Genomic DNA, 12,775 nt, shown 5'->3' with positions numbered 1-12,775 from the left:
ATGTCAGATAAAGAAATTATATACAATTATGATGTATTTATAAGTTACAGACATTTAGAAGAAGATAAGAAATGGGCTAAATGGTTATTAGAATCTCTTGAAACTTGGAGAGTACCTAAAGAACTTGTAAAAAAAGGTTTCCCTAAAAGAATAGGCAGAGTTTTTAGAGATGAAGAAGAATTACCAAGCAGTTCTGATTTAAATAAAAGTATAGAAGAAGCATTAATACATTCTAAATATTTAATAGTAATATGTTCTAAAAACACACCTGAATCTATTTGGGTTGAAAGAGAAATCAAAATATTTAAAGAGCTTGGACGATTTGACAGAATCATCGCTTTATTAATAGACGGAGAACCGTATGAAGCATTTAATAAAGAATTAACATATACAGAAGAAAATGGTATTATAAAAAAGATAGAACCTTTAGCAGCTGATGTCAGAAAAAGAAATGACCAAAAAGAAAAAGAAACTAAGCAAATAGCATTATTAAAAATATTATCATGCATATTAGCATGCAATTTTGATGATCTGAGGCAAAGAGAAAAATTAAGAGAAAAAAGAAAATTAAGAAATAAATTATTAATAGCTTTCTCTCTATTAATAGTTTTAATATCTGCCATACTATTCACTTGGGACTATAATAGAGTAAAAACAACTTATTATAATAGTTTTGTATATCAATATGGGATTCCAAAAGGCATAGGCAAATTAACTAAATCCCAATATTCAAAACGCACTATAACATACATATTTGAAGAACAGAGAAGAACTTTAAAAAGTGTAAAAAGAGTTAATAGTTATGGAAGACTTAGAGATGATGAAAATAATTTTAATATAAGTATATGGATTCCTGAAATAGATACCAGAGGCGGAGTAAAACGAGTAGTATGTAAAGACCATAACAATAAAATAGTAATGATTAGAGAGTACAGTGCAGATTTAAAGATAATAGAACTTCAAAATGAATTCAATCTTCCTTTTATATCTGGAGGAAATGAAATAGTAAGGTATGAAGTTTCTTATAATGATGATGGATATGTAACTAATGAACTTTATTACAGAGATGCTTGGAATACACCTATATCGGATAATGAGGGATTTTATGGTAAAAGATATGAGGTAGATAATAACGGAGTTGTTACTGCTGAATATGGTATTAATTTTGATGGTAATGTAGAAGCTAATAATGAAGGAATGTATAAACTTCAATTCAATTATGATAATAATTACAATTTAATAAAAGAAGAATTCATAGATGAGAATAATAATTTAATTTATATAGGTACAAATTACGGATATTCCTATATAAAAAAAGATTATGATAAAAACGGCAATTTAATAAAAAAATCTTTCTTTGATGAAAATAATCAGAGTATAAAGTCAAATTATTTTGGAAGTGCATCTATAGTTTATGATATTGATAATAGAGGAAATGTTACTAATATAACAAGCTATGATGAAAATAATAATTTATTTCTAACTCCATACATTATTGATAATTATATTTCATACTGTATTCATAGAATGAAATATGATGATAAAGGAAATATAATAGAAGGTTCATTCTATGATGTAAATACAAATAAATATATAACAGGTGAAATATATCACAAATATAAAAGACTATATGATGATAATGATAACTTAATAGAAGAAAGCTATTATGATAAGAATGATAATTTAATTATATGTGATGATAATTATGCCATTTATAGAATAAAATATGATGATAAATTTAATGTAATTGAAGAAAGTTATTATGATACTAAATCTAAACCAACTATTCAATATGAATATTATCATTTAGTAGAATATAAATATAATCAATTTAATCAAATAACAAATAAAAAATATTATGGAACCAATAATAAATTAGTTTTGGGATTTTACGGATTTAATTCTAAATTTGCTGATACTAGAATAAAATATGACAAAACAGGCAATATAATAGAAGAAAGCTATTATGATGATAATAATAATCTTATACTAAATCAAAAAAATTATGCTGTAAGAAAAATAAGTTATGGAAGTCAGGGATTAAAAACTGAAGAAAGCTATTACGGCACCAACAATGAACCTATATTAATAACAGATCAATACAATTACTTTGATACAAATAAATATAAAGCTATGCTTCATAAAATAAAATATGAATATGATACTAAAGGTAATGTAATAGAAAAATCATTTTATGGAACTGATAATAAATTAACATTAGCAAAAATCTATGCTGCCCATATAAATGTGTATGAAACTACAGGCGATATTTCTTACATAAATGCGGCTAAAATTAAATATGAATACTCTAATTCTATGCTGATTAAAGAATATTATTTTGGCACTAATAATGAACCTATAAATGGCTTAGAAAATATATATGCTGTAAAATATGAATATTTAAAATACGATGCTGCTGACTATTTTATAAAGAATGACAGTATAAAAAATTTAAATATTATAAAAACATCATTTTATGATAAAAAAATGAATCCTATTATTGCAAATGAACTAAATTATCATAGCAAATATGAAGGTTCAAACTATAATAATGAAGTATATATTTATTGTGATACAAATAATAAGCTTACTATTAATTATCAGAATATAGCATACTCTATAAAATATTATTTAAAAGAAGGAACAAGAACTAGAGTAACAGAGAATTACGGTATTAATAATGAGCCTGTATTAAGCTATGAAAAATTCTTCAGACAAATAGTAAGATTTAATGATAAATATTATATTCACTCAATGGAAAATTATGGTACTAATGGAGAGCCTGTCATTGGAAGTAAAGGTTATTTTTATATGACAAATACCTATGACGATAATGTCAATTGGGTATCATTAAGACTTTATGGAACAAATAATGAATTGGTATTATCTAAAAAATTGAATTATGCTATATTTCTTATAGAATATGATGAAAACAATAGAGAAATAGCTGAAAAATATTTTGATACAAATGGAAACCCTACTATGAATACTATAGGATATTCCAGTTATAAAATAGAATATGATGATTACGGTGTTCCAACCACAAATTATTATGATGAAAAAGGAAATGTCATTAAAATACTTTTTTATGATGAAAAATAAATTATATATGGCAAATGGCAAATTTCAGTATTGGGTATTTGATGAAGGTAAATGTGCAGGTTTACAATACGAATATAACAATGCCAAAAGAAGCAAAATAACATATTTAGGAACAGATGAAAAACCTATAAATATTGCAAAAAATATATCCACTATAACATATGAGGATATACCTTTAGAAAAAATAAAAGATATAATCAATAACAAAGAAATAAAATGCAATAACTTCCAAAAAGAATCCTATTATGATGTTAATAACAATCCAATATTAGTAGACGGATACCATAGCAGTTATATAGGCAATAATAATGGAGAGAAAATTTCTATTTTTACAGGCATTAATAATGAACTCGTTATTAATACAAATATTCAATATGGATGTGCCTATTTAATATATAAATATAGAAATCCATTTACAAATGAAGATGAACTTACATATTATGATTCAAATAATAAAAATATGCTAAATAGTTTCGGATATTATAAACGTATCAATAAATATGATGATAAAGGTTTTAATATTATAAGCAGAGAATTTTATGATACTAATAATAATCCAACTTTTTTAGCTGATAGATTTTATAAAGTAGAATTTGATTATGACAATTTCGGTAATTTAATTAATGAAAGACATTATGATACTAATAATAATCTAATAATAGACAGCGTTGACAAATATGCCAGATCTCATAGAGAATATGATTCAAACAACAGAATAACTCAATGCGTTTTTTATGATTTAGACGGAAATCTTATTACAAGCAGATTCGGATATGCTAAATACACGGTAGATTATGATACTAATGGAAATTCTTATACAAACTTTTATGATAAAAACAATATATTAATTACTAAATAATAACATTAATAGAATTAAAAATAAATCATAAAAAAGTGAATTTTATTAAAAAAAATATAAAAAAAAACGTTTTTTCTTTAAAACTACGTATTTATTTATGTAAGATAATTAGTAAATATTTATTTTCTAATATCTATAATAAATAAGGAGCCATTATGATATTTACAGATGAAAATGGTAAAATTTATGAAATACCAGAAGAAAAATATTCAGAATTTAAAGTATCTGATGCAAGAGCAAGAGAAATATTAGAACATGTTAAAAAAGAAGTAGATTCTAATATTTCTAAAAATGATTCTGATGTTAAAGGTTATAATAATATGTTAGCATTTGCAGGTACATTAGATGCTAATGGTAAATTAAATACTGGAAGTGTACTACTTGTGGGAGAAAAACCTTATAGGGTTTCTGATACAGGTTGGAATCTATTAGTATAATAATTTTTATAAGGAGTAAACAATGATATTCACAGGAAAAGATGGTTCTATATATGAAATACCAAAAGAAAGATATGCAGAATTTGAAGTATCACCTCAAAGAGCTAAAGAAATTTTAGATATGGCTAAATCTATGAACAAGTCATCATCTAATAATGAAGTGGCAGGGTATATGAATGATACTGGTCAAGCTGTAGGTCTTGGACTTTATGCTGCATATGGAGTAGTTGCTGCTATTTCTACAATACGTACAGGAAATCAAGAATATATAAATCAATTTAATCAAACTGGTCAAAATATTATTAATAATATGAGAAGATATTAATCTATATATACAAAATATTTTAAGGAGTAAATAATGATATTTACAGATGAAAATGGTAAAATTTATGAAGTTTCTAATGAAAGATATTCAGAATTTGAAGTTAGCGGACAAAGAGCTTCTGAAATTAATGAAGAATTAAAACAATTTGTTTCAAATAATTCAGATAATAATGAGGTTTCTGGTTATATGGGAGGCCCGGCTTGTGTAGGTTTTACTCCAAGTACAAAAAAAGCTACAAAAGGAAGTCTTTGCTATAGCTTTGGTAGTGGTTTTAAGCAATATGACGGAAATAAATGGAATAAGATGTAAAAAGTATTTAAATTAATAAAAGGGAGAAAATAATGATATTTAAAGATGAAAGTGGTAAAATTTATGAAATACCAGAAGACAGATATGCAGAATTTGAAGTAAAATCAGAAAGAGCATCAGAAATACTTGCTGACATTAAAAAATGTATGCTAGAAACCAACAATATAGAGAATATAGAAGTAAAATCTTATCAGGATATTGTTGATAATCATTTAAAGCTTCATAATAAAAAACTTAATTCTATAGTTTTAATGACTGCAAATGATGGCGAGTATAAATCCGCATATATATTTTATTAATTTGAAAAATATTAATAATATGATTTTTAAAGATAAAAGATAAAGAAGTAAAATTTTACGAAATATCAAAAGAAATATATGCAGAATTTGAAGTATATGTTGAAGTTGTAAAAACTTCTTCAAACAATAATAAGATATTTGTTATTTTGTAATTCTAGCCTGTACAATTTGTAGTATAAGTGTATATATAACAAATAAAAGTTTATATTAATTTTATAAAAATATAAAATGGAGGATAAATATAATGATATTTACAGATGAAAATGGTAAAATTTATGAAGTTCCTAATGAAAGATATGCTGAGTTTGAAGTTAGCGGACAAAGAGCTTCTGAAATTAATGAAGAATTAAAACAATTTGTTTCAAATAATTCAGATAATAATGAGGTTTCTGGTTATATGGGAGGTATGTATTGTTCAGGTTTAGGTCCAAATAGACAAGTTAGAAAAGGTGCTACGTGCGAAAATTTTTGGGGCGGTTCTGTGCAATATGACGGAAAGAAATGGAGTAGAATTTAAAAATATTTAAATTAATAAAAGGGATAAAATAATGATATTTAAAGATGAAAGTGGTAAAATTTATGAAATACCAGAAGACAGATATGCAGAATTTGAAGTAAAATCAGAAAGAGCATCAGAAATACTTGCTGATATTAAAAAATGTATGCTAGAAACCAACAATATAGAGGATATAGAAGTAAAATCTTATCAGGATATTGTTGATAATCATTTAAAGCTTCATAATAAAAAACTTAATTCTATAGTTTTAATGACTGCAAATGATGGCGAGTATAAATCCGCATATATATTTTATTAATTAAAAAAAGGATTAACAATATGATTTTTGTAAGCAAAGAAGGAAAATTTTACGAAATACCAAAAGAAAGATATGCAGAATTTGAAGTAAATAGTCAGAGAGCTGCAGAGATTTTAAGTAAAATAAAAAACAAATCTTCAAATAATAATAATAATGAAGTAGCTGGATATTGGTATCCTACTGTCCACTACCAAACAGATTCAGGAAAAATAGTACCTTGTGAATATAACCGTGAGCGTAATGCCTGGTATTGCGATATTTAATTCTAAATTTTCAAATTAATTAAAAAGGAGAACAAAAATGCTTTTTACAGATAAAGATGGAAAATTTTACGAAATTTCCAATGAAGAATTTAAAAAATATGAAGTATCCCCTCAAAGAGCTAAAGAAATAATAGACACTATGAAAGATATTCTAGTAAAAAGTGGTAAATATACAGAAGCAGAAGTTCAAGGTTATAGTTATGGACAAGATTTAGCAAATATAGTAGGATCAGTAACAGTTGACGGTTTTAATTCTTCAAATGTACGTGCTATAATGGACTTTGGAAATACATATAATGTAGATACTATAAGAAATAGTATTAGATAAAATCAATCGTATTTTTTTAATTTCAAATATGCTCATAATTTTTCTGTATTAATTTATGGGTATATTTGATTTATATTTTAAATAGAAGGTATAATAATAAAATGGAAAAGTCAGATTTTTTTTCTTTAATTAAGCAAATGGATTTTGCTCTTTTACTTACCTCTTCAAAACAGGAAGAAGAATGTTTCAATAGAATAATAGAAACTGCTGTTTCTATCACAGATTCAGAAGCCGGACATTTATTACTATTAGATAATAGCAGTGAATATTTGGAATTAAAAGCATATAAAAGTTTAAATAATGAAAAAGTTGAAAATTTTAAAGTACCTATAGGTAAAGGTATAACAGGAAATGTATTTATATCAGGACAAGCTTTGAATATAGCTGATGTTTCTAAAAATAAAGAAATGTATAAATCTGTAAGTTCTGCTTTGCATGATACAGAAAATACCATTAATATACAAATAGATGATATAGCAATAGTTCCAATAAAAATAAAAGATAATGTTATTGGTGTTTTAGAAGTTATAAATAAAAAAGATGATACTCATTTCTCTCAGCTTGATATGCATCATCTATACTCATTTGCTAAAATAGCTTCTATTGTCATTGAAGATAATTATACAGATAGAAATATAAGAGAAATTTTTGTATCTGCTATTAAAAATTTAGAAGATGATAAAAAAGAAGAAATCAAACAAGATTTATCATCATATACTAATAATCCATTATTAAAAGAAAATTTAAAAATAGCTGAAATATTAAATAAAATAGGCGACATAGATGAAAAAGAATTAAATTTCTGCAAACTATTTTTAAGCAACTATCTATCCCATTTAGAAAAAAAATTATTAAGGAAATGATTTATGAGTTCTAATATTTTTAATATGGATAAATATGAATTCCTAAAAGGTTTAACAGGAAAAGGAGTTAAAGTAGGAATAATAGACAGCGGTGTAGAAGCATCTCATGATGTATTCAAAGGAAGTGATGTTATAAAAGGAGGAGTTGTTATAGAATATGAAAATGATGAGGTTGTATTAAAAGACTATAAAGGTTTTGATCAGTACGGACATGGTACTGCATGTGCCGGTATAATACATTCTATAGCTAAAGATGCTGAACTTTACAGTATACAAGTATTAGGAAATAAATTATCCGGAAAAGTAGATGTATTTCTTAAAGGATTGGAATGGGCTATAGAAAATGATATGGACGTTATAAATTTAAGTTTAGGAACAACTAATCAAACTTACAGCAGTAATTTTTATAATTTATTAGACAGGGCATATTATGAAAATATAACATTAGTTGCAGCTGCTAATAATGATCCTATACCAAGCATACCTTCTATACTATCACCTGTAATATCTGTTGAAGCGATAGCAAGTGATGATAAATATGAATTTTATTTTAGAAATAGTAATCGTATAGAATTTTTAGCTAGAGGAATATATATACGAGTACCTTGGGTAAACAATTCATATATGATGATGATAGGAAATAGTTTTGCTGCCCCTCACATTTCAGGAATAGTAGCACTTTTAAAAGAAAATAATAAAGATTTATCACCTTTTGAAATAAAAAGCATATTAAAAAACATAAGCAATAAAAAAGAAGACAATAATAAATAAAATGGAATCATATCATGAATAATAAAAAATATGGAATAAGCAAATTATTTCCTTTTTTAAAACCATATATAGTAATGTGGATTATAGTATTTATTTTTGCTGCGGTTATAACCTTATTAAATATATTACCTATTAACAATCAAAAATTAGCAATAGATGCTATAGAAGCAGGTAATAAAGAGCTATTATTTTACTTTGCAGGTTTAATGGCAATATTCATAATACTAGGAATTTTATTATCTCAAATCAATACAATATTCTACACTAATTTGAGTCAAAAAATATTATTGGATATAAGAGTTACTATATTTAATCATATAATAAAACTATCTCCAAAATTCTTTTCCACTTATGAAACAGGTTCTTTATTATCAAGAATAATGAATGATGTTGGTACTTTACAAAACTTCATAACTAATTCTCTTCTATCACCTATTTTAAGTTTATTTACATTTATAGGTGTTTTATTATATTTATTAAAATTAGATACAATGATAACTTTAATATCTATATCAATAATTCCAATATATATAGTCATTTATATACCTTTTAATAAATATGTAATGAAAAAAAATCAATTAGTTTTAGGCGATTATGATAATGTTATGAATGATTTGCAAGAAACTATATCTGCTGTAAGAGAAGTTCAAGTATATTCTAAAGAAAATGAGGAAACTGAAGAATTAAAACAACATTTAAATAAATTAATGGGATCTCAAAAACAACTTATTACAACCGGATCTTTAGGAAGTAATATCTTAAAATTCTTAACAGATATGATGCCAGTTATTTTATTAGTATTTTGCGGAAATTTTATTATACTTAATTTGTATGGAATAACAATTTCTAAATTTATAACTTTTACATCTTCAAACTCATTGTTATTATCTTCTGCTCTATCAATAGTAAATTTTTCTATGCAATACTATCAAATAAAACCTGTTATAACAAGGGTATTTGAGTTCTTAGATTATAAAGATGATAACATTAATTTATTTAATGAAGATTCTAAAAAAGATTTCACTTTCAATAAAGATATAGTATTTGAAAATGTATGTTTTGAATATAAGGAAAATTCACCTATATTAAAAAATATAAACTTTAAAATTAATAAAGGTGAAAGAATAGCTATAGTTGGTTCAAGCGGAAGCGGTAAAAGTACAGTATTAGGATTATTATTTGGATTTCATAAATTAAAATCAGGAAATATAAAAATAGACGGAGAAGATATATACAGCTATTCCCTTAAAGAAATAAGAAAAAATATTACATACGTAAATCAGTTTCCATATATATTTAATCGTTCTATATATGAAAATATAATATATGGAAATGATAATGTAGCAACAGAAGATATAATAAAAGTATGTAAACAAGCTAATATTTTTGATGATATATTAAAAATATTTTTCAATAGTCCTATATTTTCAGTACAAAATAATATAATATCTATAGAAGAGCTTGAAAACATATCGAATATATATTTATCAAATTTAGATAATTTAAAATATAAAGAATATATAAGAATAATAGAAAAAGAAGAAATGCCTGATTCTGTTACAGTGTTTGATTTTATCACAAGAAGCAGATTAAAAATGGAAAAGATTTCCAATAATTCAAATTTAGAAAATGATATTAGAAATGAAATATATAATTACATATTAGAAATTTTAGAATCAAATTCATTGACAAATAAAATATTTATGGCATCTTTACAATTCCAAGCAGGAGATAGAGGACGCAATTTATCCGGAGGACAGGCACATAGAATAGCAATAGCTAGAGCTTTACTTATGGATAGTCCTATACTATTATTAGATGAACCTACAACAGGACTTGGAAGAGGAGATGTTTCTATAATAGAAAAAACTATTAATGATATTGCAAATAGTACAGATAAAACAATTATTTTCGTTACACATGACTATTCAATAACAGATTCATCAGATATGATATACTTCTTTGATAATGGAAATATAATACAGTATGGTAAACATGAAGAACTTCTGAAAATAGAAGGGCCTTACAAAAAAGCATATTATACTGAAAACTTATGATTTACTATTGTCGCTTATAAAATATATAAATCCTTATATTATGAGTTATAAAATTCATAATATAAGGATTATGTTTTAAAAAGTTTATTGTTAAATTATTCTATGATATAGCTGTCAACTATTTCACCATAATAAGCAATATGATAATCTTTATTTGATCCATAGAAACTGCTGTCTACATCTTGAGGATAAAAAGATTTTTTTATAGCATCAGGTATTTGTAAATCATCTTGTTTTTGTTTGTATATAACTTTGCATTCAAGAGTTAAAGGCAATTCCTTTATTGAAGGTACTGAAATAATATTAGGTTCTTCCAAAGTTAAATTAAGTTCTTTTATTTTATCAGTATCATATCCGGATTTTGTACCGCATACCTTTATTATATTTCTATCTATATCGCTTGTAGGAATATTAACGCAAAACTCTTTAGTTTCTTCAAGCATAGATTTAGTACATCTGTTTTCTCTAATAAAAATTATAAATATATTCTTATTCCATTCTATACCCAAAGTTCCCCAAGAAATTGACATAGCATTTACTTTATCATTTGATTTAGTTGTTACAATAATTCCTTTTTTAGTTTCTTTAAGTATATGAGTTGCATAATCTAAAACATCTATTTTATTTTTCATTTTATTATCTCCATAAAATATAATTAATGATTTTACTAAAAATCATTTTATTTTCAAGTATAAGTAATATAAAAATCAATCAGTAATTAAAACTGCAGCACTTCTATTTTTATATAAAGCACAAGATACCAATAAAGTAACTACTTCGCTTATAGGCAAAACTAAAACCAATCCTATAAATCCAAATATGTTAGGCAAAGTTAATACCAATAAAATAGGTAAAATCATACTTCTTAAAGCAGCAACAATTGCAGAAGCTCCAGCCTTTTGAACAGAAGTATAATATGCACTCATTATAACATTGATTCCAACTCCTATAAATGTAGGTATGGAAGTTCTTACAAAAAACATAGCATCATCAAAAGTTTGAGCATCAACATCTTTCAAAAGCATATTAACTAGCAAACTAGGATTAATTAGAAGTATAATTGAAGCCAGTATTGATATAGATGAAATTAAAAACACTGATATCTTTAAAAAATCTTTCATTCTGTTTTTATTTCTGGCACCATAGGAAACACTTACTAAAGGTTCTAATGCCTCACCTATAGCATAAGCAAGCATTATAAAAAACATTATAGCATAATTGGCTACGGAATAAACAAGTATGCCTCTATTTCCTGAAATATTATAAGCTGTTATATTAAAAAGCCAAGGTATGAGTCCTGATGATACATTACTTAAAAATTCTGAAAAACCATTGAAAGCAGCTTTTAATATATATATCCAGCCTCCATAAATTTTTATTATTCTTAATCTGCAATTAGGTTTAAAGAAATATAATAATCCCATTATAAATGCAATTATCTGAGCAATAGCAGTAGCCCAAGCAGCACCAGCAATACCAAAATGAAATACTATTATAAAAAGCGGATCCAATACCATATTAACCAATGATGATACTATAAACATAGCGGAAGCAAATCTAGGAGAACCATTTAGCCTTACAAACTGACTTAAAACATAAGCCATTCCCCAAAAGAATGTAGCAAATAATACGCCTTCTATATAATCTAATGATAAATTATAAACTTCTCCATGTGCCCCAAATATAGGAAGTAAAGCCTCCCTAAATAAATATGATATTAAAAGAGGAACACTGGCTATTGTAAGAACCACTATTAAAGTTTGAGTGAATATCAAATTAGCACGTCTTATATTATTTTCTCCTATACATTTTCCTGCAAGAGCAACAGAACCTATTGTAAGCATTACATAAATACCAAATGATAATGCCGTTATAGGCCAAACAATATTAATAGCTGTAAATGCTTCTGCTGATATAAGATGTGCCACAAAAAAACCATCTACAAATACTGCAGCACTTCCCATTATCATACCTAATATGCTTGGTATGGCAAATTTAGAAAATAAACCTATACTGCTATTTTCTATTAAAGTTTTATTATTAAGTTCCATTTTTAATTCCTAAAATTAATAGCAAAATTACAATACAAATAAAATAATTAAATAGTTTTTTTAATAATTAATACTTAAACTAATAATCAATCCTATAGAAAAGAAAAACAGTGTGTTAAAGAAAATTTGGAGGATATAAAAATATCTATTAAAAGTTTAAATATATATAAACAAATAAACATTATATTACCCCCTATAAATAGTATGTTTTTAGACTAATTAATAGTATAATCGTTTTATTATTTAATGTCAAGATATCATCATTATAACAATATTTTAAGTAATAAACAATGAAA

At 25.0% G+C, this 12,775-nt stretch carries 15 protein-coding genes; 13 read left to right on the top strand and 2 right to left on the bottom strand.

The features are described from left to right. From R4K56_RS05240 to R4K56_RS05180, 13 genes are all read left to right on the top strand, one after another. On the top strand, positions 1-3,102 hold the full coding sequence (locus tag R4K56_RS05240) for a toll/interleukin-1 receptor domain-containing protein (RefSeq protein ID WP_335772195.1): 3,102 nt from the start codon (positions 1-3) through the stop codon (positions 3,100-3,102). Then, the gene (locus R4K56_RS05235; RefSeq protein WP_335772194.1) at positions 3,068-3,961 is read left to right on the top strand and encodes a hypothetical protein; all 894 of its coding nucleotides are present in this window, start codon (positions 3,068-3,070) and stop codon (positions 3,959-3,961) included. The genes R4K56_RS05240 and R4K56_RS05235 overlap by 35 nt, the downstream gene beginning before the upstream one ends. A 155-nt stretch (positions 3,962-4,116) precedes the next feature. Continuing rightward, positions 4,117-4,398, top strand: coding sequence for a hypothetical protein (locus R4K56_RS05230; protein WP_335772193.1), 282 nt, complete (start codon positions 4,117-4,119; stop codon positions 4,396-4,398). 22 nt (positions 4,399-4,420) lie between these two features. Further along, the gene (locus tag R4K56_RS05225) at positions 4,421-4,723 is read left to right on the top strand and encodes a hypothetical protein (protein ID WP_335772192.1); all 303 of its coding nucleotides are present in this window, start codon (positions 4,421-4,423) and stop codon (positions 4,721-4,723) included. Positions 4,724-4,756: 33 nt separating this feature from the next. Then, the gene (locus tag R4K56_RS05220) at positions 4,757-5,032 is read left to right on the top strand and encodes a hypothetical protein (protein ID WP_335786892.1); all 276 of its coding nucleotides are present in this window, start codon (positions 4,757-4,759) and stop codon (positions 5,030-5,032) included. A gap of 32 nt (positions 5,033-5,064) precedes the next feature. Then, positions 5,065-5,331 (top strand): hypothetical protein, encoded by a 267-nt coding sequence (locus tag R4K56_RS05215; RefSeq protein WP_335786891.1) that lies wholly within the window; start codon positions 5,065-5,067, stop codon positions 5,329-5,331. Positions 5,332-5,575: 244 nt separating this feature from the next. Beyond that, entirely contained in the window at positions 5,576-5,848 is a 273-nt protein-coding gene (locus R4K56_RS05210; RefSeq protein ID WP_335786890.1) for a hypothetical protein, read from the top strand. A 31-nt stretch (positions 5,849-5,879) separates the two neighbouring features. Then, positions 5,880-6,146 (top strand): hypothetical protein, encoded by a 267-nt coding sequence (locus tag R4K56_RS05205; protein WP_335786889.1) that lies wholly within the window; start codon positions 5,880-5,882, stop codon positions 6,144-6,146. A 20-nt stretch (positions 6,147-6,166) separates the two neighbouring features. Then, positions 6,167-6,409 (top strand): hypothetical protein, encoded by a 243-nt coding sequence (locus tag R4K56_RS05200; RefSeq protein ID WP_335786888.1) that lies wholly within the window; start codon positions 6,167-6,169, stop codon positions 6,407-6,409. 37 nt (positions 6,410-6,446) lie between these two features. Then, positions 6,447-6,737, top strand: coding sequence for a hypothetical protein (locus R4K56_RS05195; protein ID WP_335773095.1), 291 nt, complete (start codon positions 6,447-6,449; stop codon positions 6,735-6,737). A 101-nt stretch (positions 6,738-6,838) separates the two neighbouring features. Beyond that, positions 6,839-7,600, top strand: a complete 762-nt coding sequence (locus R4K56_RS05190) for a GAF domain-containing protein (RefSeq protein WP_335773094.1) — start codon at positions 6,839-6,841, stop codon at positions 7,598-7,600. A gap of 3 nt (positions 7,601-7,603) precedes the next feature. Beyond that, positions 7,604-8,371: a S8 family peptidase gene (locus R4K56_RS05185; protein ID WP_335773093.1), complete on the top strand. Its 768-nt coding sequence runs from the start codon at positions 7,604-7,606 to the stop codon at positions 8,369-8,371. A 14-nt stretch (positions 8,372-8,385) separates the two neighbouring features. Further along, a complete protein-coding gene (locus R4K56_RS05180) occupies positions 8,386-10,428 on the top strand; it encodes an ABC transporter ATP-binding protein (protein ID WP_335773092.1) in 2,043 nt (680 codons plus the stop codon). A 95-nt stretch (positions 10,429-10,523) separates the two neighbouring features. On the opposite strand, the gene R4K56_RS05175 is transcribed toward R4K56_RS05180, so the two are convergent. Continuing rightward, positions 10,524-11,060, bottom strand: coding sequence for a flavin reductase family protein (locus R4K56_RS05175; RefSeq protein ID WP_335773091.1), 537 nt, complete (start codon positions 11,058-11,060; stop codon positions 10,524-10,526). A 75-nt stretch (positions 11,061-11,135) separates the two neighbouring features. Beyond that, positions 11,136-12,479 carry an MATE family efflux transporter gene (locus tag R4K56_RS05170; protein ID WP_335759475.1) on the bottom strand — a complete coding sequence of 448 codons (1,344 nt, stop codon included), beginning with the start codon at positions 12,477-12,479 and terminating at the stop codon, positions 11,136-11,138. Positions 12,480-12,775: the final 296 nt, after the last annotated feature.

It is taken from the genome of Brachyspira pulli (genome assembly GCF_036997785.1).
GTDB lineage: Bacteria > Spirochaetota > Brachyspiria > Brachyspirales > Brachyspiraceae > Brachyspira > Brachyspira pulli.
This window is presented reverse-complemented; position numbering and strand designations above follow the sequence as displayed.